This window comes from Youngiibacter multivorans (assembly GCF_017873395.1).
GTDB lineage: Bacteria > Bacillota > Clostridia > Clostridiales > Clostridiaceae > Youngiibacter > Youngiibacter multivorans.
Genome location: NZ_JAGGKC010000012.1, coordinates 1 through 25,037, shown reverse-complemented (window position 1 = coordinate 25,037; position 25,037 = coordinate 1). Strand labels below are relative to the sequence as shown.

At 46.9% G+C, this 25,037-nt stretch carries 23 protein-coding genes; 17 read left to right on the top strand and 6 right to left on the bottom strand.

Annotated features, from left to right (window positions below; translation table 11 throughout):
• Positions 1-8 precede the first annotated feature (8 nt).
• From J2Z34_RS08335 to yihA, 10 genes are all read left to right on the top strand, one after another.
• Positions 9-1,139: a cysteine desulfurase family protein gene (locus J2Z34_RS08335; RefSeq protein ID WP_209459403.1), complete on the top strand. Its 1,131-nt coding sequence runs from the start codon at positions 9-11 to the stop codon at positions 1,137-1,139.
• Between the two features lie 3 nt (positions 1,140-1,142).
• Entirely contained in the window at positions 1,143-2,291 is a 1,149-nt protein-coding gene (thiI, locus tag J2Z34_RS08330; protein WP_209459402.1) for a tRNA uracil 4-sulfurtransferase ThiI, read from the top strand.
• The gene (locus J2Z34_RS08325; protein ID WP_209459401.1) at positions 2,288-2,452 is read left to right on the top strand and encodes a hypothetical protein; all 165 of its coding nucleotides are present in this window, start codon (positions 2,288-2,290) and stop codon (positions 2,450-2,452) included. Before thiI ends, J2Z34_RS08325 begins: the two co-directional genes overlap by 4 nt.
• A gap of 5 nt (positions 2,453-2,457) precedes the next feature.
• Complete coding sequence (locus J2Z34_RS08320) at positions 2,458-3,225, top strand: hypothetical protein (protein WP_209459400.1); 768 nt, start codon at positions 2,458-2,460, stop codon at positions 3,223-3,225.
• A 4-nt stretch (positions 3,226-3,229) separates the two neighbouring features.
• A complete protein-coding gene (locus J2Z34_RS08315) occupies positions 3,230-4,012 on the top strand; it encodes a sugar phosphate isomerase/epimerase family protein (protein WP_209459399.1) in 783 nt (260 codons plus the stop codon).
• Positions 4,013-4,100: 88 nt separating this feature from the next.
• Entirely contained in the window at positions 4,101-5,396 is a 1,296-nt protein-coding gene (tig, locus tag J2Z34_RS08310; RefSeq protein ID WP_209459398.1) for a trigger factor, read from the top strand.
• Positions 5,397-5,566: 170 nt separating this feature from the next.
• A complete protein-coding gene (gene clpP, locus J2Z34_RS08305; protein ID WP_209459397.1) occupies positions 5,567-6,163 on the top strand; it encodes an ATP-dependent Clp endopeptidase proteolytic subunit ClpP in 597 nt (198 codons plus the stop codon).
• 29 nt (positions 6,164-6,192) lie between these two features.
• On the top strand, positions 6,193-7,440 hold the full coding sequence (clpX, locus tag J2Z34_RS08300) for an ATP-dependent Clp protease ATP-binding subunit ClpX (protein ID WP_209459396.1): 1,248 nt from the start codon (positions 6,193-6,195) through the stop codon (positions 7,438-7,440).
• 57 nt (positions 7,441-7,497) lie between these two features.
• On the top strand, positions 7,498-9,825 hold the full coding sequence (gene lon, locus J2Z34_RS08295) for an endopeptidase La (RefSeq protein ID WP_209459395.1): 2,328 nt from the start codon (positions 7,498-7,500) through the stop codon (positions 9,823-9,825).
• 4 nt (positions 9,826-9,829) lie between these two features.
• Complete coding sequence (gene yihA / locus J2Z34_RS08290) at positions 9,830-10,423, top strand: ribosome biogenesis GTP-binding protein YihA/YsxC (RefSeq protein WP_209459473.1); 594 nt, start codon at positions 9,830-9,832, stop codon at positions 10,421-10,423.
• 117 nt (positions 10,424-10,540) lie between these two features.
• Here the strand turns inward: yihA and J2Z34_RS08285 are convergent, their stop codons facing one another.
• The gene (locus tag J2Z34_RS08285; RefSeq protein WP_209459394.1) at positions 10,541-10,960 is read right to left on the bottom strand and encodes a hypothetical protein; all 420 of its coding nucleotides are present in this window, start codon (positions 10,958-10,960) and stop codon (positions 10,541-10,543) included.
• Positions 10,961-11,201: 241 nt separating this feature from the next.
• Here J2Z34_RS08285 and J2Z34_RS08280 point away from each other — a divergent pair, with 241 nt between their 5' ends.
• Entirely contained in the window at positions 11,202-12,518 is a 1,317-nt protein-coding gene (locus tag J2Z34_RS08280) for an amidohydrolase family protein (protein ID WP_209459393.1), read from the top strand.
• 82 nt (positions 12,519-12,600) lie between these two features.
• Here the strand turns inward: J2Z34_RS08280 and perR are convergent, their stop codons facing one another.
• Positions 12,601-13,026 carry a transcriptional regulator PerR gene (perR, locus tag J2Z34_RS08275; protein WP_209459392.1) on the bottom strand — a complete coding sequence of 142 codons (426 nt, stop codon included), beginning with the start codon at positions 13,024-13,026 and terminating at the stop codon, positions 12,601-12,603.
• A gap of 430 nt (positions 13,027-13,456) precedes the next feature.
• Between perR and argF the strand changes: the two genes are divergently transcribed.
• Both argF and J2Z34_RS08265 read left to right on the top strand, forming a co-directional pair.
• Positions 13,457-14,413: an ornithine carbamoyltransferase gene (gene argF / locus J2Z34_RS08270; protein ID WP_245250574.1), complete on the top strand. Its 957-nt coding sequence runs from the start codon at positions 13,457-13,459 to the stop codon at positions 14,411-14,413.
• A gap of 161 nt (positions 14,414-14,574) precedes the next feature.
• A complete protein-coding gene (locus tag J2Z34_RS08265; protein WP_209459391.1) occupies positions 14,575-15,060 on the top strand; it encodes a thioredoxin family protein in 486 nt (161 codons plus the stop codon).
• 36 nt (positions 15,061-15,096) lie between these two features.
• Here J2Z34_RS08265 and J2Z34_RS08260 read toward each other — a convergent pair whose 3' ends face one another.
• The 3 genes from J2Z34_RS08260 to J2Z34_RS08250 form a co-directional block, all read right to left on the bottom strand.
• The gene (locus J2Z34_RS08260) at positions 15,097-16,347 is read right to left on the bottom strand and encodes an MFS transporter (protein ID WP_209459390.1); all 1,251 of its coding nucleotides are present in this window, start codon (positions 16,345-16,347) and stop codon (positions 15,097-15,099) included.
• Between the two features lie 15 nt (positions 16,348-16,362).
• Complete coding sequence (locus J2Z34_RS08255; RefSeq protein WP_209459389.1) at positions 16,363-16,839, bottom strand: QueT transporter family protein; 477 nt, start codon at positions 16,837-16,839, stop codon at positions 16,363-16,365.
• Positions 16,840-16,924: 85 nt separating this feature from the next.
• The gene (locus J2Z34_RS08250) at positions 16,925-18,394 is read right to left on the bottom strand and encodes a nicotinate phosphoribosyltransferase (RefSeq protein WP_209459388.1); all 1,470 of its coding nucleotides are present in this window, start codon (positions 18,392-18,394) and stop codon (positions 16,925-16,927) included.
• Positions 18,395-18,582: 188 nt separating this feature from the next.
• Here J2Z34_RS08250 and J2Z34_RS08245 point away from each other — a divergent pair, with 188 nt between their 5' ends.
• The 4 genes from J2Z34_RS08245 (at position 18,583) to J2Z34_RS08230 (ending at position 23,602) form a co-directional block, all read left to right on the top strand.
• Positions 18,583-20,310 carry an ATP-dependent helicase gene (locus tag J2Z34_RS08245; RefSeq protein WP_209459387.1) on the top strand — a complete coding sequence of 576 codons (1,728 nt, stop codon included), beginning with the start codon at positions 18,583-18,585 and terminating at the stop codon, positions 20,308-20,310.
• A 117-nt stretch (positions 20,311-20,427) separates the two neighbouring features.
• Positions 20,428-21,393: an RluA family pseudouridine synthase gene (locus J2Z34_RS08240; RefSeq protein ID WP_209459386.1), complete on the top strand. Its 966-nt coding sequence runs from the start codon at positions 20,428-20,430 to the stop codon at positions 21,391-21,393.
• A gap of 13 nt (positions 21,394-21,406) precedes the next feature.
• The gene (locus J2Z34_RS08235) at positions 21,407-23,005 is read left to right on the top strand and encodes a putative polysaccharide biosynthesis protein (protein ID WP_209459385.1); all 1,599 of its coding nucleotides are present in this window, start codon (positions 21,407-21,409) and stop codon (positions 23,003-23,005) included.
• Positions 23,006-23,602, top strand: a complete 597-nt coding sequence (locus tag J2Z34_RS08230; protein WP_209459384.1) for a DUF2238 domain-containing protein — start codon at positions 23,006-23,008, stop codon at positions 23,600-23,602. It abuts the gene before it with no gap.
• A gap of 224 nt (positions 23,603-23,826) precedes the next feature.
• On the opposite strand, the gene J2Z34_RS08225 is transcribed toward J2Z34_RS08230, so the two are convergent.
• Positions 23,827-24,942: an aminopeptidase gene (locus J2Z34_RS08225; RefSeq protein WP_209459383.1), complete on the bottom strand. Its 1,116-nt coding sequence runs from the start codon at positions 24,940-24,942 to the stop codon at positions 23,827-23,829.
• Positions 24,943-25,037: the final 95 nt, after the last annotated feature.

Sequence of the window (25,037 nt, the reverse complement as noted above, 5' to 3'; positions counted from 1 at the left end):
AGAATAATATGGAAGCATACCTGGACAATGCAGCAACGACAAGGCCTTCAAAGGCTGTGATAGAAAAGGTCTGTTCATCGCTCGGTGAGATATGGGGAAATACAAGCTCACTTCATAGGGTTGGAATGGCCGCAGATGATGCGGTCTCTGAAGCGAGAACAATAATTGCATCTGCCATAGGAGCGCAGAAAGAGGAGATCATCTTCAATGCCTCCGCATCTGAGGGGAACAACCAGGTTATAAAATCCTTCATAAGGGAAGGAGCACATTTTATAACCACGTCCACTGAGCATCCGAGCGTGATGAGATCCATGGAATATGCGGAAAGGTCAGGGGTCGAGGTTACAAGGCTTAAATCTGACAGGTACGGAAATTTGGACCTTGATGAGTTTAGAGCCTCACTTCGTAAGAACACATCGCTGGTGTCTGCCATGATGGTGAACAACGAGACAGGAGCAATCAATCCGATTAATGAGATGGCATCTGCCATAAAGGAATCGGGTTCCAGGGCCAGGCTTCATGTCGATGCGGTTCAGGGTCTAATGAAGCTTCCGATAGATGTCAGGAAATCCGGGATAGACTTCCTGACAGCATCAGCTCACAAGGTCCATGGACCGAAGGGCGTCGGAATGCTGTATGTAAGGAAGGGTTTGAAGCTTGAATCACTTGTTCACGGCGGCAGCCATGAGATGGGAATGAGAGCAGGAACCCTTAATGTTTCGGGTATCCTCGGATTTGCTGAGAGCATCAGGGAGATGAGCCCGAATATCAATGAACACTACAACAGGGCGTATCAGCTGAAGAAAAGGCTTTATGAGGGACTGACCCAGGTTGACGGGATTATCGTGAACTCGCCACTTGAATACACATCACCATATATACTTAGTATATCAGCACCTTTCCTCAGGGGTGAGATACTCCTCAGATATCTGAGCGAAAAGGGAGTATGCGTTTCCACGGGATCCGCATGCTCATCGAACAGCACGAAGGACAGCCATGTGCTTTCAGCAATGGGACTGTCTCAGAAAGAAATAAAGGGAAGCGTAAGGCTGTCCCTGTCACCAATGACATCGGACGATGAGATAGCTTACGCACTTGAAACGTTGAAGGAAGCCTGCAGCTTCCTCAGGAGGAAATAACGATTGAATGAATTGATACTTGTAAAATATGCTCCGGAAATATTCCTTAAGGGTCTTAACCGCGGGAAGTTTGAGCAGAAGCTCAAATCGAACATAAAGAATGTCCTGAAGGGTGAGGAATACGAATTTGTGTCGGACCAGAACAGATGGTTCATAAAAGGGCCAGAAGCTGAAAGATTGCTTGAGAAGACAGCAAGGGTCTTCGGGGTCTCTGAGGTCTGCCTTGTAAGGGAGACGGAAAGGACCTTGGAAGGCATGGCTGACCTGGCGATTCAGGTAGTAGCATCTCATCCCAAGGGAAGCACCTTCAAGGTTGAGACAAAGAGAGCCGACAAGAAGTTTCCGATGAATTCCATGGAAGTTAGCATGGAGCTGGGCGGAAGGATACTTGATGCGCTTGAGGGCTACACAGTGGATGTCAGAAAGCCTGATATAACAGTCAACGTGGAAATAAGGGACAAGGCATATGTATATTTGAAGAGGGTAAGGGCTGCACAGGGCATGCCATACGGTATGAATGGCAGCACAATGCTCATGCTTTCAGGAGGGATAGACTCGCCTGTTGCAGGATACATGATGGCAAAGAGAGGCATAGAAGTACATGCCATATATTATCACAGCCATCCGTATACTTCAGAGAGGGCAAAGGACAAGGTCAAGGAGCTTGCAAGGATACTGTCGGGCTACACAGGAGCTATAAGGCTTCATGTGGTTCCTTTCACGGAAATCCAGATGGCAATCATGGAGAAATGTCCTGAGGATGAGCTTACCATAATAATGAGAAGGTTCATGATGATGTGCGCATGCAATCTGGCTGAAAAGCTGGGTATCCATTCCGTTACCACAGGTGAGAGCATAGGTCAGGTAGCCTCACAGACCATGGAGAGCCTTGTGGTTTCAGATGATGCAGGCGACAGGCCTGTATTCAGGCCACTTGTCGCAATGGATAAGAATGACATCATAAAGATAGCTGAGGAGATAGGGACATTCGAGACCTCGATACTTCCTTATGAGGATTGCTGTACAATTTTCGTTCCTAAGCACCCTGTGACCAAACCAAAGCTCAAGTTCATAAAGGCCCATGAGCAGGCGCTTGATGTTGAAGCTCTTGTTGAAAGGGCTGTAGAAGGCAGGGAGGTGTTCGACCTTTGAGTGAATTTCTGAAGGAAAAGCCTGAACACGGATATGAGGACTATACTGACAATTTCGAGCGTGAAGGTTCATGCTGCAAGGAAGGTGGCTGCGGTTGCAAAAACAGCAATGAGATAAATTCCGGGATGCTGAAAAAGGGCCCGATTGACATTAAGGAGTGAGACATATGGCCAAGACGAGCATATTCAGCAGCAAGTATGAAAAGAGAAGAAAAAGAAAGAGATTCCTTAAGAACCTGGCAATCGGATTTGTCGTTGTCCTGATAATTGCGCTTATAGTATACAAGCCGCTGATGCATAAGGTTGAACAGGTAAGGCAGAGGATAGCCGAGGAAGAGTATATGAAGGCAAATCCGACTGTAATCCCGACTGTCCCGGCAGCAGAAGAGAAGCCAGAGGTCCCGGTAGCCATGTCATACAAGGCAGTGCTTCCTTCCGGGAATGAGGCTGAGGTATTCTATGAGATAACAAATGGAACTTTCAGCTTTCTGCCGGTCGATGAGACTGAATTCTGGTCGGGTGACGTGTCACCTTCAAAGAAGCTTGCAGTGGTATTTGACAAGGCATCTCAGGAAATGGTCCTTTTAGATGAGGCTGGGCTGCAGACTGACATTACCTACAGGGTCTACAGGAACAGCAAGGGATATACTGAGTCCAAGGAAAGCATAATGGCAAGGATAGATGGCTTCGTCTGGTCTGAAGAGCCAAGGTTCCTTTCAGACAGCAAGGTGGTGTTCATGTCGATGCTGCCTTGGTTTAAAGCTGAAGACAGGTACATGTACGTATACGACATCGCTGAAAAGACACACAAGAGCTTCCAGTCCGTAAAGGGAAGTGAAGTCACATTCGGTGAGCTGACTGATAAGGGGCTTATGGTGACAATGGACGGCAAGGTCAGTTACCTTACTCCGGAGCTTAAGGTCGTAAAGGAGTGAGAAATTGGATATAGGGATTTCAACCGCCATATTCTATCCTGATGAGACTACCGAGGATGCCATAAGGCTTGTATCGTCAAAGGGCTTCAGAAGTGGCGAAATCTTCGCAAACAGCTTCTCGGAATTCACAGAAGAATACGGACATATGCTTGCTGAGGTTACCAGAAGCAATGATTTCAAGGTGACTTCAATCCATACGGTCAGCTCTGCATTTGAACCATATCTCTTTGACAGGTATGAGAGAAGAAGGGATGATTTCTTCAAGATATTCAAGGATTTTGTAAGATTCGGGAATATCCTTGGTGCAAAGGTGTATACCTTCCATGGTCTTGTTTCAAACCATGGAAACAAGATCCAGATGAAGGACATAATCTATGTCTATGAGAAGATGATTGACGCTGCGGGAGAACAGGGCATATCCATCGGACAGGAAAATGTCTCGTGGTGCCTGTCAGGAGACACGGAATACCTGAAAAGGCTGAAGGATGGAGTCAGGGGTCCGCTTAAGTTTACACTTGACATCAAGCAGGCGGTGAAGGCCGGAAGGTCTCCTTACGAGTACCTTGATATCTATGGTACGGACCTTGTGAACCTGCACCTCAATGACAACGACAGTGAGCATACCTGCCTTCTGCCAGGAAAGGGAACCTTTGATTACAAGGAGCTCAAGGAACGGCTTGGAAGGGCCGGCTACAAGGGACCCGGCATCATAGAGGTCTACAGGGACAACTATGATAATGTGGAGGACCTGGCAAGAAGCCGAAGGCTGCTTGCAGGACTTTTGTGACAGCATTGAAAATACATTAAACATCATATATAATATATTGGTTAGTATTTGAAAAGAGACCCGAAAGGGTATAGGAGGAATTTATATTATGGATGTCAAATTGGAGAAGCTCAGCTCGAGCAAGGTACTGCTTGAAGTTGCAGTAGAAAGCAAGAAGTTCGATGAAGCCCTGCAGAAGGCTTTCAAGAAGAATGCAGGAAATTTCAGGGTTCAGGGATTCAGACCAGGAAAAGCACCATTTCATATGGTTAAGAGATTCTACGGAGTGGAGGTCCTGTTTGATGACGCGAGCAATGCGCTTCTAAACGAGACATATCCTCAGGCTGTAGCACAGACAGAAATCAATCCTGTTGGATATCCTGATATCGACATAACTCAGATAGAAGAGGGAAAGGATTTCCTCTACAAGGCAACCGTTGAAGTATATCCTGAGTTCGAGGTAGCTGAGTACAAGGGACTTAGCGTTGCAAAGCCATCCTATCCAGCTGATGAAGCTGAGATTGAGAAGGAAATCGAAGACCTCAAGGAAAAGAATGCAAGGCTTGTATCGAAGGCTGAAGGCAGCGTAATCGAGGCCAAGGACACTGCAGTCATAGATTTCCTCGGAAAGGTCGACGGAGTTGAATTCGAGGGTGGAAAGGGCGAAAGCTTCGAGCTTGAGATCGGTTCAGGAACATTCATAGACAACTTTGAGGAGCAGCTCAAGGGACTCAAGGCAGGAGAGGAGAAGGTAGTAACAGTAACCTTCCCGGAAAGCTACGGAGTTGAGAGCCTTAACGGCAAGGCTGCTGATTTCGAGGTAAAGGTACTTGATATCAAGGCCAAGGAGTATCCTGAGGTTGACGATGAGTTCGCTTCAGAGGTATCTGAGTTCGAGACGCTTGCAGAGCTCAAAGAAAGCATTGCGGCAAAGCTCAAGGAAGCTGGAAAGAAGAAGGAAGAGTCCGAGTACAGGAACAACCTTCTTGCAGCTGTGGTAGAAAAGACTGAGATAGAAATACCGCAGTCAATGATAGAGACACAGGTCGACAGGCTTGTACAGGACTTCGAGCAGAGGCTTGCATACCAGGGCGTTGACAAGAAGATGTACATGGAGATGACTGGCTCAAATGATAACGGCCTCAGGGACATGTTCAAGGAAAACGCACAGAAGATAGTCAAGAATGACCTTGTACTCTCGAAGATAATCGAGAAGGAAGGACTTCTTGCTACTGATGAAGAAGTGACTGCAAAGGCTGAAGAGATAGCCGGCATGTACGGAGAAAGCAAGGAGAAGTTCATGGAGATCCTTCTTGGATCCAACAGACCTGACCTTGAAATGGAGATAAAGACAGACAAGGCGTTTGTGCTCCTTGAAACTCTTGCAGCCAAAGACGCAGAATAAGCTTGACCTAATTGCCAGAAGAGTAAGCTCCTCTGGCAATTTCTGACTTCAGGGACCTTAAACTGTGGGTTTTACCGGCGTTAATACATTGTTTATAATGGATTTTAGTTGCAGTTAAGATTTTTAAGGTATAATATACAAAGAAATCTTTTTAAATCAGGAGGTCTACAATGAGTCTAGTACCAATGGTCGTTGAGCAGACCAACAGAGGAGAGAGGTCATACGACATCTTCTCAAGGCTACTCAAGGACAGGATAATAATGCTGTCGGGAGAAATATCCGACGTTACCGCGAACCTTGTGGTCGCACAGCTGATATTCCTCGAAAGTGAAGATCCTGACAAGGACATTTACCTATATATCAATAGTCCGGGTGGATCGATCACTGCAGGAATGGCAATCTACGACACAATGAACTACATAAAGCCTGATGTGGCTACAATCTGCATAGGTATGGCAGCATCAATGGGAGCATTCCTTCTGGCATCAGGTGCCAAGGGAAAGAGATTCGCTCTTCCAAACAGCGAGGTCATGATACACCAGCCCCTTGGAGGATACCAGGGACAGGCTACTGACATCGAGATACATGCGAAGAGGATACTGCAGATAAAGGATACGATGAACAGGATTCTATCCGAAAAGACGGGTCAGCCGCTGGAGAAGATCCAGAACGACGTCGAGAGGGATAATTTCATGGGCGCTGAGCAGGCTAAGGATTATGGTCTGATAGACAGCATCATGGAGAAACACGAAAAGGTCAAGGAGTAGGCTCTCCTTATACCAACAGAGGTGATAATATGGCCAAATATGATGACAAGAACGCTTTGAAATGCTCATTCTGCGGAAAGAGCCAGGATCAGGTCAGAAGGCTTATCGCAGGACCCGGGGTCTATATATGCGACGAGTGCATAGAGCTCTGTTCCGAGATAATCGCGGAAGAGCTTGAAGAAAAGAACCAGGTAGATATTTCGAGTCTTCCGAAACCACAGGAGATAAAGAACCATCTTGACCAGTATGTAATAGGACAGGACGATGCAAAGAAATCTCTGGCTGTTGCAGTGTACAACCACTACAAGAGAATAAACTTCCCGGTCAAGAACGGTGACATTGAGCTTTCGAAGTCCAATGTGCTGCTGCTTGGTCCTACAGGCTCAGGTAAGACGCTTCTTGCTCAGACTCTGGCCAAATTCCTGCAGGTCCCATTCGCAATAGCGGATGCGACTACCCTTACGGAAGCAGGATATGTCGGTGAGGATGTCGAGAACATACTCCTTAAGCTCATCCAGAACGCCGATTATGACGTGGAGAAGGCTGAGAGAGGAATAGTTTATATCGATGAAATCGACAAGATTGCGAGGAAATCTGAGAACCCTTCCATAACAAGGGATGTTTCAGGAGAGGGAGTACAGCAGGCACTTCTCAAGATCCTTGAGGGAACTGTTGCATCGGTTCCACCGCAGGGCGGAAGGAAGCATCCTCATCAGGAACTTATTCAGATCAACACGACAAACATTCTCTTCATAGTCGGAGGAGCCTTCGACGGTATTGAGAAGATCATAGAGAAGAGGACACAGAAATCATCAATAGGCTTCGGTGCCGAAATCGCATCGAAATCACAGAGGAACGTTGGCGAGACACTGAAGGACATACTTCCGGGAGACCTCTTGAAATTCGGGCTCATACCTGAATTCGTAGGCAGGGTTCCCATTGTAGTTACTCTCAACAGTCTTGACAAGGACGCTTTGGTGGAGATACTGAGTGAACCTAAGAACGCTCTGGTCAAGCAGTACACGAAGCTGTTCGAGATGGATGGAGTTGAACTCGAGTTCACCAGGGAAGCTCTGCAAAGGATAGCCGAGGAGGCAATCAAGAGAAATACCGGTGCGAGAGGTTTAAGGTCCATAATCGAGGACATAATGAAAGAGATCATGTTCAGCGTACCTTCGGACGATACGATCGAGAAGGTGCTTGTAACTGATGAGACGGTTTCAAGCAAGCAGCCGATCATCACCTACAAGAAGGCGGAGAACATAGAATCAGCATAATACAATTGAAATGGACAGGCCGCAAGGTTTGTCCATTTTGAGAGAGAGAGGAAATCAATGAAAAGGAAGAGGAGGACCCTCCCCCTTATACCCCTTAGAGGAATAACCATATTCCCTTATATGGTCCTGCATTTTGATGTGGGCAGGGAAAAATCAATAGCATCCCTTGATGAGGCGATGCTGAAAAATCAGGAGATATTCCTTGTTCCCCAGAGGGATGGCAAGGTTGAAGACCCTGCCCTGGAGGACATGTACCAGATAGGAACGCTCTGCGTGATCAGGCAGCTCCTTAAGCTTCCCGGAAACACAGTGAGGGTCCTTGTCGAAGGTATCTCAAGGGCAAGAATCATTAACCTCAAGCAGACAGAGCCGAGCTATGTCGCCACCGTTGAGGTGCTGGAGGATGAGATTACTGATACAGGTATCCAGGATATCCAGGAGGAGGCCCTGATAAGGAGCGTCAAGGAAACACTTGACACCTATGTCAGGCACACCGGAATGATGCCCCAGGAGGCTCTGACGACACTCGAGGACATAGAGGAAGCAGGAAGGTTCGCAGATACCGTGAGCTCATACCTTATCCTGAAGCCAGAGGACAAGCAGTCTCTGCTTGAAGCCCTGAACATAACTGACAGGCTTGAAAAGCTTCTTGAGATAATCAACAAGGAGCTTGAGATAGCTAAGATAGAGAAGAAGATAGGTTCAAAGATCAAGACCAACATTGACAAGGTCCAGAAGGAATACTATCTCCGTGAACAGCTTAAGGCCATTCAGGAAGAGCTCGGCGACTATGACGAGGACACCAAGGAGATCAACAGCTACAAGGAAAAGATAGAAGCGAAGAACCTTCCGAAGGAAGCAAGGGAAAAGGCACTCTACGAAGTGGAGAGGCTGAGGAATTCCGGAAGCTACTCCGCTGAAGGCGGAGTCATAAGGACTTACCTTGACTGGATACTTGACCTTCCGTGGGGAACTGAAACTGAGGATTCCACCGATATCATAAAGGCAAGGGAGATACTTGAGGCAGACCATTACGGATTGAAGGATGTCAAGGACAGGATAATCGAGTATCTTGCAGTGAAGACCATGTCAAAGTCACTGAAAGGCCCGATAATATGCCTTGTGGGTCCTCCCGGAACAGGAAAGACTTCCATTGCAAAATCCGTTGCGAGAGCGCTTGGAAGGAACTATGTCAGGATGTCGCTTGGCGGAGTCAGGGATGAGGCTGAAATAAGAGGCCACAGAAGGACTTATGTCGGGTCGATACCAGGCAGGATAGTCTATGGGATGAGGCAGGCAAAGAGCATGAATCCTCTGTTCCTATTGGACGAGATAGACAAGATGTCCAACGACTTCAGGGGAGACCCGGCTGATGCCCTGCTTGAGGTACTTGATGCAGAGCAGAACTTCAGCTTCAGGGACCACTACCTTGAGCTTGAGATGGACCTTTCCAAGGTAATGTTCATAACTACAGCAAATACCCTTGAGACCGTACCAAGACCTCTCCTTGACAGGATGGAGGTAATCGAGGTTTCAGGCTATACATACGAGGAAAAGCTAAATATTGCAAAAAGGCACCTGCTGCCCAAGGTTCTGAAGGAACATTCCATGGAACCGGGAAGCTTCAAGATGTCCGACAAGGCAATAAAGTTCTTAATTGACGGATATACCATCGAATCAGGAGTGAGGAATCTGGAGAGGTCTCTTTCAAGCCTTGCCAGGAAGTCAATATCCTACCTCCTTGAGAACAAGAAGAAGAGCCTAACGCTTACCCCACAGATGATTGAGAAATTCCTGGGCCATCCCAGATTCAGGTATGAGACCGCTGAAAAAGAGGACAGGCTGGGCGTGGTAACAGGCCTTGCGTGGACTCCGGCAGGCGGAGACATACTTCCGATTGAGGTTATGGTAATGGAGGGAACCGGAAAGCTTGAACTTACCGGTCAGCTTGGAGATGTCATGAAGGAGTCTGCAAAAGCCGCATACTCATACATCAGGAGTCATGCTGGCGATTTCGGTATAAACGGAGACTTCTACAAGACAAAAGACATACATATTCATGTTCCGGAAGGCGCAGTGCCAAAGGATGGTCCGTCAGCGGGCGTTACGATGGCAACAGCCATGGTATCGGCGTTATCGGGCAGAAAGTCCAGACACAACGTGGCGATGACCGGTGAGATAACCCTAACCGGCAGGGTGCTCCCTATAGGAGGACTCAAGGAAAAGTCGCTTGCTGCAAGCAGGGCAGGCATAGATACGGTGATAATACCGGAAAAGAATGTCCCTGACCTTGAAAAGGTACCTGAAAGCGTACGTGGAAAGCTGAAGTTCATTCCTGTGAAGGAGATCAGCGAAGTAATAAGCAAGTCTCTGGTGGAGGAGTAGAATGATTACCATCAAGAATTCCGAGTTCATGACATCTGCAGTCAAAAAGGATCAGTATCCTGAGGGTGGATTCCCTGAGGTGGCTTTCGTAGGAAGGTCAAACGTAGGCAAATCCACAATCATAAACTCCCTTACAAACAGAAAGAAGCTGGCAAAGGTGTCGAACACTCCTGGAAGGACAAGGCTTGTAAATTTCTTCATGATCGACAACATATGCTCCCTTGTGGACCTGCCAGGCTATGGTTATGCGAAGATATCAAAATCAGAGAAGCAGGCCTGGGGGAAAATCATCGAGGAGTACCTGATGAACAGGCCGGACCTCAGGAAGGTTGTTCTTCTTGTGGATGCAAGGCACAAGCCCACTGAGGATGATGTTCTCATGATTGAATACCTGAGACATTATTCCATAGAAGTGCTTGTAGTTGCGACAAAGCTGGACAAGCTCAAGAGGAACGACATAAAGAAGAGCGAGAACATAATAAGGGAGACACTTGGTCTCTCTGAAGAGAAGATTCTGTTCTATTCCGCACTGACAAAGGAAAATCTCCAGAAGGTAATAGATGAGATCTTTTCGGGGATACTGCCGGAAACTGTATAAGAAGACAAATGGAACGGCATAATGACAATGAAACTAAATATCCGTTCCATTAACCTGAGGGAGCCTGACGGCTCCCATTTTTTCCTTTGAATTACAGCAAAAATTATTGGATGGTACTCATGCAGCCGTATGATTAGCTTCCATTATGCCTTGCCTGATGAGGTAAAACATCGGTACCAATGTGAATATGAACTGAACAGTGAAGGCGGTCACCAGCCAGACCTGAAGTCCTGATGGCCATAAGAGCTGGATGACTATTCGGGACAGCCAAACAAGAACGAAGAAGAAGTAGAACATCATCAGTTCGCTTGAACCTTCAAACAACCGCTTCCTGACAAGCATCAGCAGCAGGCTGATTCCAGCCAGAAGGAAGGAGAAGCAGAAGTTAATGTAATTTACCGACTGGTAAATTTCAACTGGCGCGTCTGGTATGTACGAATACCATCCAAAGGCATATGGTGCGAAAAAATGCAATATCCCGACCAGCAGGCTGATGATGCAGGCGACGATGAGTGAAACAGTTGCGACTTTCTTCATTTTCCAACCCCCATAAAGATAGTGATTATTAATATCATTACTAATTAACTTAATATTAATTAAGATCCATCCACCCTATATACTACTCCAATTAATATAATAAAAACAACTAATAATATCATATATTCTACCCATGTATTGAATCAGGCTCGCTGCCTTAAATATCCTGCTTCTGGCGGCATTAACTTTTCATCTGCAGGCCTAATGTTTGTTATATAATTGAGGGAGAGGAGGTGGTTTTATGGGATTCAAGGCGATAAGAGGAGATATAGTCCACGCACCATCAAAGGAGAGTCTCGAAATCCATCCTGATTCTTATATAGTCTCTGATGGGAAGAATATAGTAGGCGTTTTCAGTGAAATACCTGAGGCTTATGGAGGAATCGAGATAATCGACCACGAGGGATGCCTCGTGATGCCCGGATTCACAGATCTCCATACTCACGGACCGCAGTATGCGAACCTGGGTCTGGGTCTTGACATGGAGCTTCTGAGCTGGCTTGAGGCCAGGACTTTCCCTGAGGAGATACGATTCAGTGAAATAGTATATGCTGACAGGATATACAGGCAGTTTGTACGGGATATGGTCAGGGAGGGAACCCTGAATGCTGTGGTGTTCGGAACTGTATTCCTTGAGAGCACGATCCGTCTGATGGAGATATTGGAGTCTTCAGGTATCAGGGCATATGCAGGAAAGGTAAACATGGACAGGAATACGGTGAAGGGGATGACAGAGGATACAAGGAAATCCCTCGCTGATACCGAGGAGCTGATCAGAAGATCAAAAGGGAATGACCGTGTCAGACCTATACTCACCCCGAGGTTCATACCTACATGTTCGGATGAATTGCTTTCAGGGCTTGGAAGGCTTGCGGAAAAATACGGGATACCTGTACAGTCACACCTCAATGAGACCCTTTCAGAAATCGAATGGGTCAAGGAGCTTTACCCTGATTCAAGCAGCTATGCAGGAATATACGAGAACTTTGGTCTTTTCTGTAAGACTCCTACAATCATGGCTCACTGCATTTACAACAGCGAAGAGGAACTAATGATGATGAAGTCAGGGAACTTCTTTGCGGCGCACTGCCCGGATTCAAACTCAAACCTCTCCAGCGGAATAATGCCGCTCAGGAAATTTCTGGACCTTGGAATAAAGGTGGGAATAGGCAGCGATATATCAGGCGGAGATACACTAAGCATCAGGCAGTGCATCGTATCTGCAATCAAATGCTCTAAGCTGAGGCATGCCGAGTCAGATGAATCGATATTGCCGGTTTCAATGACGGAGGCATTCTATATTGCCACCAGGGGCGGAGGAGAGTTCTTCGGAAAGACAGGCAGCTTCGAGAAAGGCTTTACTTTTGACTGCATAGTGGTCGATGACAGGGAGCTTCATCCTGCAGAAATGCCCGGAATTGATGAGAGGCTTCAGAAGTTCGTATACTGCGGAAGCTACAGAAACATCATTGCAAGATATGTTGAGGGCAATCCTGTGGATCCGGAGATGGTGATGGAAATGGACTTACCGGTAAAGGGTAAGCTGGATGACAAGTAGGCTCCAATATTTATCCGATATTTTGAATAGAAACGAAAAGAGGCGCGGCCATATTGGCTGCGCCTTAATTATCATCATTTGTTCAGATTTTGGATTTGCCCTTTGCGCACTCTCTGCAGACTCCGTAAAAATATACACGGGTTCCTGTGTGGGTATAGTCAGAGTGCTTGGAAAGCTCCTTGCAGAGCGGGGAAAGTGAGAGTCCCATTATGTCTTCGACTTTGCCGCATTCAGTGCACTGAATGTGCGGATGGTCGCAGACATTCGCATCATACCTGGAGTTGCCCTCTCCAAGGTCAATCTCCGAAATCAGTTCGACCTCCAACAGTGTATTCAGTGATTTATATACTGTCGCAAGGCTCATGATTGGGAAGTTCTCCTGTAGCGATTTGTAGATTGCTTCAGCTGTAGGATGCGATGTGGTGTGACTCAGGTGGTCATATACCGCGATCCTCTGTGGCGTGAGTTTCAGCTTCTTTTCCCTGAATATTTCCGTGATACTCTTCATGTCATCCCTCATCGTGCAGATTTGTACTCCAATGTCCTTTTTTATAGTATCATATAAAAATCGTGTAATCAATGAAGAGGAGATGTCAAAATGAGCATATAAAATCAGGAAAAAATTGCATGCAAATGGTATAAAATATGGATTATGATAATGCCTTCAACGTAGGAAATGTATAAATTATGAGTACGTAATCCGAATAAATACAAGGATGAATATGAGATTCAAACCATGAAAACGTTGTTATTGGTCAATATGTCAATTGAAATCTCGAAATGTTGATGAATTTACAATTAGAAAAAATACATAATAATGCAGTTGACTTTATAATTATACACGCTATAATAATAGTATCAGCTGAAAGAAAGCTGGCAACGAAAGACGACTAAGGCGGATCGCCTTAAGGTCAAAAAGTCCAGGGAGGATAAAGAAAATGATGGGATTACTGAACAAAGAGATAATTAAGAACATGAAGGGCAGGGACATGATAACGCTCCTTGACTATAGTGTTGAAGAAATAGAGGCCCTCCTGGATTATGCCATAGAGATAAAGGCTTTGACCAAAGCAGGAGATTGTCCTCAGGTACTTAAGGGAAAGTCACTTGGAATGATGTTCGAGAAGAAGTCTACAAGGACAAGGGTTTCGTTTGAGGTTGGAATGCTCCAGCTCGGCGGACACGTAGTTCACCTCAATCCCAATGAGATGCAGCTTTCGAGGGGTGAAGGGGTCAAGGACACAGCAGCGACACTTTCAGAGTACCTCGACGGCATAATGATAAGGGCAAACTCGAATGCAGATGTTATGGAGCTTGCAAAGCATGCTTCGATTCCTATAATCAACGGACTTACTGATATCTACCATCCATGCCAGGCGCTGGCTGACTTGCTTACAGTCATCGAAGTGAAGGGCTCCGTAAAGGGACTCAAGCTCTGCTACGTGGGAGACGGAAATAACGTATCGCACAGCCTTGCGGCAGCAGGAGTTGCCATGGGAATGGAAGTATATATGGCATGCCCTATAGGATATCTTCCGGATGAGAAGATCATCGCGAAGATAAAGGAAATGGGTAAGGAAAGCGGCGGAAAGGTGTTCATAACTCAGGATCCCAAGGAAGCTGCAGTAAATGCGGATGTCATATACACAGACGTATGGACAAGCATGGGCTTCGAGGAAGAGGCTGAGGCGAGGATCGGAGCATTCGCTGATTACCAGGTTAACAAGGAGCTTGTCTCCTACGCAAAGGATGACTACATGTTCATGCATTGCCTTCCTGCACACAGGGAGGAAGAGGTCACTGCCGAGGTAATCGACGGACCGAACTCATATGTGTACCACGAGGCAGGAAACAGGCTGCACGCCCAGAAGGCGGTATTGGCAGCGCTGCTTTAAAAGCTGGTTTTGGGCTGAAGCCCTTGCCATATATTCGGAAAGCCTGGATTGACAGGCTCGTACCGGAAATAACCCGGAGTATCTGGACTGACAGGTGCTCCGGGTTTATTGTGCGGCGAAATCCAAAGTGCTATAATCAAGGAAAAAGCGGAGGTCATGAAATGGATATGGGGTTATTTGAAGGGGGAGCAACGTTCCCTGAATACCTGAAGCAGGTTGGACCTGAATTCAGGCAGAGATATGAGAAGACAAGCCTTTCAGAGGAGGCTAAGGTTAAGGTAAGGACCCTTGGGTCGATGAGGAAGGTTGTAGCCTTTTCAGAAGGTTACTGCCCTGATTGCGTTGCAGTGCTGCCCTTCATGGAAAGGATGAGGGAGGAAAACCAGAACATTTCCTTCACCATAAAGCACAAGACGGGAAATGAAGAAGCCCTTGTTGAGGCTGCAGGGGAGTCGAGGATTCCACTTCTCATGTCCTTCGGCAAGGACGGAGAACCTCTCTCGGTGTTCCTTGAATTCCCTGAGAAGCTCAAGGATGAGATGAGAAGGGCGGCAGTGGAGGACAAGAAGGACCTTGTGGTGAAGTTCAGAGAAGGGGCATACAACAATATGATCGAGGAGGCTCTTCTGGACCTATTGAAAATCTGATAATAAATATTAAGAAAAACAGGAAGGATGCATCCATTAATTAATGGAGACATCCTTCCTGTTTTTCATTCGGTATCTTATGAGAAATGCCAGAGAGCCAACAGCACGAAGTGTGCCTGAAACATATAGTGAAGCGGTTAACCCGAACAGGCTCAGCACAAGATTTCCGAAGAGAGGAGCTACTGCAAGGGTAACACTTGTCAGTGTCGTGTGGATTGCTGCTGAAATCAGGCTTTCACCCTCAGGAGAAGATTCCAGCATGAGTCCCAGCAGCACAGCGGTGATGCCTGCGGTTGAGAAGCCAATTATCGGCTGTACTGATGCATTCTCGAACATGGTGCGGGTAAATGTGTAGAGGATAGGAGTTGACGCCATGCAGATGGTCGCGAAGACAATACCAAGGTCGTAACCTGTCTTCTTAACTATCCTCTGCCATATGGGAAAGCTCACTATACCTGAAAGGCTCAGGACCACGTTTACTATTGTAAGCCACTTTTCATCAGCTCCAAGGTAGCTTATCTGATAAATGCTGAAAAGCGGCCAGCCTGTCTGCCATCCGAAGTGGAAAATGAGAGAACATATCAAAAATGACCTGTAGTCCTTGTGTTGAAGGACGCGTCTTATACTATCCATAGGCCGGATAACAGGAGCTGATTTCACTTCGACAGTCTTAAGCATCTTCAGATAGTGGACTTCTCTTATACCAAGCAGGAAGCTCAGAACTATGAAGAACTGGTACATAAATACTGCCGAGCTGTTTGTAGTTGTAACCGAGAGCACGACACCCATGATTATGGATGTCACAAGCTGGGCTATCTGCGAATATGAATTCCTGTAGGTGATGGCTTCGGCTCTCTCCTTGGGAGAGAAGACATCACCTGTGAAGCTCTGGAGTGCTGTCGCAGATATGGATTCTGGAAAATTCATCAGACCGTATATCAGAACGAAGGCCAGAGGCCGTGAAGTTTCCGGAAGGAATGGCACAACTGCAAGCAGAAGAGGGAACGACCTGCTCAGGTAGAAGAAGCCTTCCATTATCCTGCGTTTATTCTTTGACCTTTGTATCATGACGATTCCGGGGATAGTAACAAATATGGCAACAAATCCAGGCAAAGCGTTAAGAAGCGAATAATGGATGGGTGCCCCTCCAAGCCTGTCGAGGAATTTCGCCGCGAAGCTCTTCGCGAATATTGTGACCATGGTGAACAGGATGCCGTTAAGCGTATAGTACTTTATGTTCCTGCTGTTACCGAACAACCCGAGATTGAGACGCCTGACAAGCTTCATGAAAACTCCTTTCTGCTAGCTGAATTTCAACGCACGCACAAGACTCTTGTCCTTCAGGATTGTCTTGAAGACAATGTACCCGACAACTGAAACGACAAGGAATTCGCCTGCGAACACCTGCAGTGCAGAAAGGAAGAAGGGAAGACCGAGCACCAGCTTAAGCTCGAGTCCGATGATGAGGCCGTTAACTATAGCTGGCCAGAGGGAAGCTCCGAACAGGCTCTTTGACCTTGCCATAAGAAGCAGAGCAATAAAGGTAGCGGTCGTTCCGAAGAAGATGTCCGCAATACCGAGAGGACTTGGAAGGTTTGCAATGAAGCAGCCTGCAACTAGCCCCGGTATGTATTTCCTGTCGATGAATACCAGAAGCGTAAGCACTTCAGAGACCCTGAACTGGATTCCGTACCAGCTGAAGGGGTTGAGTATTGTTATTACAGCATAGATCGCGGCTATAATAGCCGTCCTGACCAAAAAAGAAACTTGTTTATCCATATCATTTGACTCCAATCAATTTAGTGCAACATGCATTTTATCAAAAAAACAGCAGCCGTGGAAGAATTTCCCACGGCCGTGCAACCTAGATGTACTCCCTTGAGTGCGAGATGAGCAGGGCCTGCCTGGTATCCCACAGCTTCTGGGAAAGATCCACATAGTAGTTGTGCGGATTCTCAAATCTCAGGACTTCAGCCCAGAGCTTGTCGGTTTCCTTTGCGGAGTAATCCCTGATCTCAAGAACCGTAGGACTGTCATACACCGGTTTGCCATGGCTGAACAGCTGCACATGCAGCGGTCTTGCGTAGAAGTTGGTGACAACCTTCTGCTTCCAGGTATAAACAGGGTCGAATATGGTCAGAGGTACATTCTCGTCGATGACCTCGTCATGTTCGCAGATGACATCAGCTATGGCCTTGTCGTTCTTCTTCGTGAATATCCTGTATACCTTCTTGAAGTGGGGATTTGTGATCTTTTCCTGGTTTTCGCTGATCTTTATCCTAGGGACCACCTTCCCGTCCTTTTCGATGGCAACAAGCTTGTAAACACCGCCGAACACAGGCTCGGACTTTGCCGTTATAAGCCTTTCACCGACTCCAAATATGTCAATTTCGGCTCCCTGGTTCAGGACATCCCTTATGATATGCTCATCAAGGGAATTGGACACTATGATCTTTACGTCGCTGTAGCCTGCTTCATCAAGCATCTTCCTGGTTTCCTTGGTAAGGTAGGTTATGTCTCCAGAATCTATCCTAATGGACTTAGGCCTGAAGCCCTGTGGTACGACAATTTCGTCAAATACCTTAATCGCGTTAGGAACTCCTGATTTCAGTACATTGTATGTATCAATGAGAAGTGAGCAGTTCGACGGGTAAGCATTAGCCCACTTGCTGAAGGCTTCAAGCTCTGTGTCGAACAGCTGAACCCAGCTGTGTGCCATTGTTCCTGATGAGGGCACGTTGAACATTATCTCCGCAAGTGTGTTGGAGGAGGATGTGCATCCGCCGACTATCGCAGCCCTTGACCCGTATATTGCTCCATCATAGCCCTGAGCTCGTCTTGAGCCGAACTCAAGAACCGGTCTTCCCTTTGCAGCCCTTACTATCCTGTTGGCCTTGGTGGCTATGAGAGTCTGGTGGTTTATGGTAAGTAGGATCATTGTCTCCACGAACTGAGCCTGTATGATCGGTCCCCTGACTATCACAAGAGGCTCGTTGGGGAATACGGGAGTGCCTTCCGGTACAGCCCAGACATCGCATTCAAACTTGAAGTTTTCAAGGTAAGAAAGGAACTCCTCGCTGAATATTTCCTTTCTTCTGAGATAATCAATATCATCTTTGGAGAAGGTGAGGTTCTCAAGATACTCCATGAGCTGGTCGACTCCCGCCATGATGCAGTAGCCGCCTCCGTCAGGGACTCTCCTGAAGAACATGTCGAAGTAGGCTATGGTATCTGACACACCTTCCTTCATGTATCCGTTACCCATAGTAAGTTCATAAAAATCTGCAAGCATAGTAAGGTTTCTTCCGTTCCTCACGTCAATTACCCTTTCCATAAAATCACCTATTTCAATTTTATTTCGTCTACCTATCATATTACCAAATTTTCACAAATAACTTAAGCCCTTGGAGGGCAATTTGTGCTTCAAAGCTTCGGAACATCCATAATTCAGGAAAAAATAATGGGAAAATCTCCTCATATAGAGTAAAATAGGAATCTATGGGAAAATTTGGAGGTGAAGCCATGGAACTTGACGAATATCAGAAGCTTGCAAGCACAACTGACCAAAGCAGGGTCCTGGTCGTTGCCCCTCCAGGTTCAGGAAAGACCACGGTACTCCTTGAAAGGCTTGGATTGACCATGGATTCTGGTGTCGCTCCCGGCAGGATACTGGTTCTGACCTTTTCCAAAGCTGCCGCAGAGGAGCTGAAGGCCAGGTTCGGAGGTGAAAGGAAGCCGTTTTTCGGTACCCTTCACGGATTTTCCTACAGGATGCTGAGAAGCCTTGGAATTGAAACTTCCCTTGTTTACGGCAAACCTGAGCAGGAGGTGAAGCTTCTCATGCAGAGGAACCTGAATCTTGCAAGAGAAGACATCGATAACCTCATGAGGGATTTTTCAGCCTACAGGATGGCTGTATTCAAGGGTGCTGAATCAAAAAAGGAAGCGATGGCCTTAAGGGATGATGTATTCAGAAAGGCCATTGAATTGTATGAGGGATTCAAGAAGGAACGAGGACTGATGGATTTCGATGACCTTCAGACGAGGTTCCTGTCGCTCCTTGAGGACAAAGAGCTCACGACAAGGATCAGGAGGACATTCACTCATATTCTGGTCGATGAGTTCCAAGACCTTGATCCGGTCCAGCTTCAGATACTTGCAAAGCTTTCTGAAGGTGGAAGCATCTTCTGCGTAGGAGATGAGGACCAGTGCATTTATGCCTTCAGGGGGTCGGACCCCTCGGCAATGATGGACTTTGAGGAAAGGTTCAAGGGAAGCAAGCTGTACCTGAAGTACAACTACAGGAGCTCAAGGACAATAGTGGATTATGCAGGTGAAGTCATCAGGTTCAACAGGGAAAGGAACGACAAGGAGCTCCTTCCTGACAGGAAAGACTTGACGAGGATAAGGAAGGTATTCCCGCCTTCTCAGGAAGGCATGCTTTCTGACATATCCAATGAGGTCATGAAGGATATCTACGGTTCCTATGCCGTGCTATACAGGACCAACGAGGAAGGCGAAAGGATAAGGGAACATCTGAGGCGCGAAAGCATACCCTTCAAATGCAGGGACGGCTACAGCTTTTACAGGACAATGGTTGCCAGAGATATACTTGAATACATGCGCTATGCATCAAATGGAGACCCGAGGCATTTTGCACGGGTTGCAAACAAGCCGTACAGGTACATACCTAAGGATGACCTTAGAAGAATTGCTTCCGGTGAGGATGTGAAGACAGTGCTTCTGTCCGGTGAAAAGGGCGATTTCGCTAAAGGCAGGATGAAGGATCTGATTCACGACCTGAAGCCCATGGCAAAGAAATCCCCGAGGGACCTTGTGAGGTATATCGGCAAGGTGCTTGGTTATGAGGATTATCTGAAGGATTATTCAGAAAGGACCGGAAGGGACCTTGATGAGCTCTTAGGAGACCTCGAGGAGATGCATGAGCTTGCAGGAAACCATAAGGTGCTTAACGTCTTCCTCGAGGAGAGCATGAAGGAGCCTGAAAGCGACCCTTCTGCAAAGCTTCTCCTGTCGACAATCCATGGAGTCAAGGGACTTGAGTTCGACAAGGTGTTCCTCGTCAACTGCGTGGAGGGCATCTTGCCCCAGGCTGTTACTGGTGCTGACCTTGAGGAAGAGCGGAGGATATTCTATGTGGGCATAACCCGCGCAAGGCATGAGCTTGATATATATTCACCACGGACAATTCATGGAAAAGAGAGAAAAAGAAGCAGATTTGTTATATGATATAATGTACTGGAAGATATGCGGGAGTAAGATGCTCCCATAACCGGGAGTAAGACGCTCCCGTAATAGGGAGCCAAACGCTCCCATAATAGGGAGCTTAATCCCTGAAGGAGAAACATGAGGATAGAGATAGGAAGCAATGAAGCAGGACAGAGGCTGGATAAGTTTCTTCGGAAATATCTGAAGGACGTGCCGCTTTCCGCGATATACAAGGCGATGAGGAAAGGTGACATAAGAGTAAACGGCGCAAGGGGCAAGGAAAAGGACATGCTGAACCTTGGGGACGTACTTGAGATAAAGTACCTTGAATCAAAGGCTCCTGAAACCAAAAAGGAATTCATACAGGTGGATGCAGAGTTCAAGGTCACCTATGAGGATGATAATCTCCTTGTAGTCGAGAAATGGCCAGGGATACTTGTCCATAAGGATATGAGCAGCAATGAGCCTACCCTTACTGACCACGTCCTTTCCTATTTAAAGGAAAAGGGAGAATACAGCCCTGAGGATGAGAAGACATTTTCTCCTTCACCAGTCAACAGACTGGACAGGAATACCTCAGGACTTGTAATGTACGGAAAGAATTTCGAAGCCCTCAAGGAGCTCAGCTCCATGATGAGGGAGAGGGACATAGAGAAGAAGTATGTCGCACTGGTCAAGGGAAGGATAAAGGACGGCGAATATAGGGCATTCATCGAGAAACGCGAGGATGTCAACACGAGCCTGGTTTCTATGACTGACGGGCCTTCCCGCAAGGAGATCGCCATGAGAGTTGTTTCAGAGCGGTCCAGCGGACTGTTCTCGTTCGTCGAGCTGGAGCTCTTGACAGGAAGAAGCCATCAGCTGAGGGCACACCTGGCTTTCCTTGGCAATCCGATAGTCGGCGACTCAAAGTACGGAGACAAGACGACCAATAACTACTTCAACAACAAGTACGCGCTTTCATACCAGTACCTGTATGCCTACAAGCTGACCTTCAGGAACGCCACAGGAAAGCTGTCGTATCTGGAAAACAAGGTAATTGTTGAAAAGCTTCCGCCGATATTCAAGAAGATAAGGAACGACGTTTTCAAATTCGACCTATGATGGAGGTTTCTCGATGAAGCAGCAGTCAACGGGCAAGGGGTTCGCATACCTTTCGGTTGCGGAAATGCTCGTAAAGATAATGTCCGTAGTCTATGTGCCCCTCCTTGTCAGGATACTCGGGGACGTGGGCCACGGCATATACGTTGTGTCATATGACGCATTCACGTTCATATATGTCCTGACGAACGAGGGAATCCAGAGAGGAATAGCAAAGCTGATATCCGAGCTGACTGCCAAAGGCAACTACAGGGATGCCCTAAGGGCATTTCGCCTGGCAAGGGCAGTACTCATACTCCTTTCACTGTTTGCTTCAATCCTGCTTTTCCTAATGGCTCCTCTTATAGCAACCGCATCCAAGAGTCCCCAGGCAGTAACTGCCATAAGGGCATTGTCACCGACGGTGCTTATAACAGGCATCCTTTCAGCATACAGGGGCTATTTCCTTGGAAGAAGCTACATTGCCAGCAATGCAGTCTCAAAGATAATAGAGCAGCTTGTAAATGTCACTGTATCTCTTGCAGCAGCTTGGGCGCTCATGAAGGTTTCGGTGGAGTATGGAGTTGCAGGCGGTACGCTTGGAACCAGCGTTGGAGCGCTGATTGCAGTGATCCTCCTTGTAAGGGAGTTCTACAAGGGAAGGCTTCACAAGGTCAAGAGGTCCATGCAGGACCCCGAGGCCTACAGGCACACCAACAAGGAGCTTCTGATGAAGCTCTTCAATTACGGCTTCCCGATAACCATGTCAGCCGGAATCCAGAACCTTGGCGGTTTCATAGACATGTTCATAGTGAACAACGCCCTTTATACCGCAGGTCTTGATTTCACTGCAGCCAAGACCGCCTTTAGCCAGCTGTCAAGATTCAAGACCCTCATATACACTCCGAATACCATAATCGTTGCGCTGACAGCTGTGCTTCTTCCCGGAATATCCAGGGCAAGGGCACTTGATGATGACGAGGATGTGGAGCGGAAGATCAGGTTTGCTGTAAAGACAGTATTCATGATCGCCATGCCGTCGGCATTCGGGCTCATGGTACTGGCAGATCCTGTATATGCACTCCTATATCCCGGAAGGGCAGGTGCAGTACTGTTGAAGTACGGAGCCTTTGTAGTAATATTCCTGGGATTTGTGATGGTCCAGACCGTCATATTCCAGAGCTTCGGCAAATTCTACTGGGGAATACTGACACTTTCCGCAGGAATAGCTGTGAAGCTCATTTCAAACTCCTACTTCGTGGTAATGCCTGAGGTCAACATCATGGGTGCGGTGCTCTCAATGTACCTGAACTACATCATACCCTTCACTATTAACAACATCCTCATAACAAAGGGACTTGGCATTAGGATGAATCTTCTCAGGGAGTCTCTTAGACCTCTTGCAGCGTCTGCTGCAATGGGAGGAATACTATATCTTACAAACATGCTGTTCAACATGCTTGGAGCAGGGTATGCCATTTCGAGCATCCTTACCCTTGCAAACATCGGCATAGGCATGGCAGTATATTTCACAGCCCTTCTCCTTATCGGTGGATTGAAGAAGGATGAGATAAGAGAAATCAGCCCGAGGCTTCTTGGGATGATTCCTGAAGGAATTAGGAACAGAATGAAATAAATGAGGGAAGGTGCAAAAATGAGAAGGAAGCCATTATTACCTGAAACAGCAGTGGCGATTCTATTCATTTGCTGCGCCTTTTATTTTTTCCTTAACGGTGACAAGACCGAGAAGTCAGTAAATGCGGCCCTATCAGCCGCAGCAATCCTGCTTTTCCACCTTTCCTACTCGAGAAAGGCAAAACTTGCGACAAGGCTGATATTCACAGGTTGGTTCATAATGGCGACGCTGTTTGGAGTGATTCTCGACTTTTATGCACTTCTCCCATGGTACGACAGTCTGGTCCACCTGGTCACCGGCGCCTGTCTTGTGTATCTTGCAAAGGGTGGAATGAGGCTGGAAGATAAAGCAGCAAGGAGAGCCAAAGTCCTCTATGCATTCTTCTTCTCAGTCAGCCTCAGCACCTTCTGGGAAATCTATGAGTTCGGTGTCGACTTCTTGGGCGCTGATTCCCAGCATGGGAGCCTCTCCGATACTATGTGGGACCTCATATACGGAACCATTGGAGCTGCAGCGGCAGGGATTGCCCTATATCATCTGTCGGGGAAAATCCTGAAGTCTGATGGACCGGAACAGAGGAAAAGGTCAGGAAATTAATCTTAAGTGGATTTTCAATCTTCAAATATCATATTTCTTGTGGTTCAAAGGATCGCTATTTTAAAATATTGTTCTTACCTGATTTGTAAAGAGGGACCTTCTGCGGCTGTCGCAGAGGGTCCCTCTTTCTATAAAGGCAGTTTATTCTTTTTTATCTTTAATAAACTTTAGTGAAGTGCTCCCAGGAACGTATTCCTTAGGCTGCTGCTTTTTCAAGCTTTCAGCTAAATCAGGCTCTCTGGATTTAGCTTAAGAAGGTCCTCGTGTACGAACAGTCCGTCCTTCCTAATCAGCACATCGTCAAACCATATCTCCCCACCACCGTATTCAGGCCTCTGAATGAGTACAAGATCCCAGTGGACTGCTGACCTGTTGGTATTGTCTGCATCCTCGTAGCTGTTGCCGGGGGTGAAGTGGATCGAGCCTGCAATCTTCTCATCGAAGAGGGTATCCTTCATCGGGGTGAGTATATATGGATTTACTCCAATTGCGAACTCTCCGACGTACCTTGCTCCATCATCGGTATCGAACACCTTGTTTATCCTGTCAGTATCATTTGACGCCGCTGAGATAATTTTACCGTCCTTGAATTCCAGTCTGATATTCTCATACGTGAAGCCCTGATAAAGGGATGGGGCGTTGTAGGATATGACTCCGTTCACTGAATCCTTCACAGGTGCGGTATAGACCTCTCCGTCAGGAATGTTCATCTCACCGGAACACTTTATCACAGGAATGCCCTTGATGCTGAAGGAAATGTCTGTTCCCTGCGCAATGAGCCTTACCCTGTCCGTCTTCTCCATCAGTGAAACGAGGCTGTCCATTGCTTCTGACATCTTCGAATAATCGAGGTTGCAGACGTCGAAATAGAAATCCTCAAAGGCTTCGGTGGACTTTCCTGCCGCCTGGGCCATTGACGGAGAAGGGTATCTGAGTACTGTCCATTTAGTCTTGTTCACCCGGATGTCGAAATGGACGGGATGCATGAAGTACTTCGAGTAAAGGTCCATCTTTTCAGACGGTACGTCAGAGGTCTCGCTGATGTTCATGCCTGACCTTATGCCTATATAGGCGTCCATATCCTCCATCCTCGCCGATTCATACTTTGCCATGAGGTCCAACTGGTCCTTTGTGGCACCCATCAGCAGTGACCTCTGGACCCTCGCGTCCTTTATTGTGACAAATGGAAGAGCCTTCACCTTATAAGCTTCCTCCACTATTGCAGATACCAGCTCATGTTCGAGTCCGCTGCACTCAATAAGGACTTTTTCGCCTTCCTTTAGCCTTGTTGAGTAGTTTATAAGATTCCATGCCAGTTTTGATATCCTTGGGTCTTTCATTTTCTTCCTCCCTTAATTTAAACCAATTATCTCTTATTATCTCGGTATATCTTAGATTTCCATATTAACCTTATGAGAGCATACTCCAAGGATTA

Excerpts from the sequence above, each read along its gene's own strand:
- J2Z34_RS08335 (WP_209459403.1), top strand. The coding sequence starts at position 9 with ATGGAAGCATACCTGGACAATGCAGCAACGACAAGGCCTTCAAAGGCT.
- J2Z34_RS08320 (WP_209459400.1), top strand. The coding sequence starts at position 2,458 with ATGGCCAAGACGAGCATATTCAGCAGCAAGTATGAAAAGAGAAGAAAA.
- tig (WP_209459398.1), top strand. The coding sequence starts at position 4,101 with ATGGATGTCAAATTGGAGAAGCTCAGCTCGAGCAAGGTACTGCTTGAA.
- clpP (WP_209459397.1), top strand. The coding sequence starts at position 5,567 with ATGAGTCTAGTACCAATGGTCGTTGAGCAGACCAACAGAGGAGAGAGG.
- clpX (WP_209459396.1), top strand. The coding sequence starts at position 6,193 with ATGGCCAAATATGATGACAAGAACGCTTTGAAATGCTCATTCTGCGGA.
- lon (WP_209459395.1), top strand. The coding sequence starts at position 7,498 with ATGAAAAGGAAGAGGAGGACCCTCCCCCTTATACCCCTTAGAGGAATA.
- J2Z34_RS08285 (WP_209459394.1), bottom strand. The coding sequence starts at position 10,960 with ATGAAGAAAGTCGCAACTGTTTCACTCATCGTCGCCTGCATCATCAGC.
- J2Z34_RS08280 (WP_209459393.1), top strand. The coding sequence starts at position 11,202 with ATGGGATTCAAGGCGATAAGAGGAGATATAGTCCACGCACCATCAAAG.
- perR (WP_209459392.1), bottom strand. The coding sequence starts at position 13,026 with ATGAAGAGTATCACGGAAATATTCAGGGAAAAGAAGCTGAAACTCACG.
- argF (WP_245250574.1), top strand. The coding sequence starts at position 13,457 with ATGATGGGATTACTGAACAAAGAGATAATTAAGAACATGAAGGGCAGG.
- J2Z34_RS08265 (WP_209459391.1), top strand. The coding sequence starts at position 14,575 with ATGGATATGGGGTTATTTGAAGGGGGAGCAACGTTCCCTGAATACCTG.
- J2Z34_RS08260 (WP_209459390.1), bottom strand. The coding sequence starts at position 16,347 with ATGAAGCTTGTCAGGCGTCTCAATCTCGGGTTGTTCGGTAACAGCAGG.
- J2Z34_RS08255 (WP_209459389.1), bottom strand. The coding sequence starts at position 16,839 with ATGGATAAACAAGTTTCTTTTTTGGTCAGGACGGCTATTATAGCCGCG.
- J2Z34_RS08250 (WP_209459388.1), bottom strand. The coding sequence starts at position 18,394 with ATGGAAAGGGTAATTGACGTGAGGAACGGAAGAAACCTTACTATGCTT.
- J2Z34_RS08245 (WP_209459387.1), top strand. The coding sequence starts at position 18,583 with ATGGAACTTGACGAATATCAGAAGCTTGCAAGCACAACTGACCAAAGC.
- J2Z34_RS08240 (WP_209459386.1), top strand. The coding sequence starts at position 20,428 with ATGAGGATAGAGATAGGAAGCAATGAAGCAGGACAGAGGCTGGATAAG.
- J2Z34_RS08235 (WP_209459385.1), top strand. The coding sequence starts at position 21,407 with ATGAAGCAGCAGTCAACGGGCAAGGGGTTCGCATACCTTTCGGTTGCG.
- J2Z34_RS08230 (WP_209459384.1), top strand. The coding sequence starts at position 23,006 with ATGAGGGAAGGTGCAAAAATGAGAAGGAAGCCATTATTACCTGAAACA.
- J2Z34_RS08225 (WP_209459383.1), bottom strand. The coding sequence starts at position 24,942 with ATGAAAGACCCAAGGATATCAAAACTGGCATGGAATCTTATAAACTAC.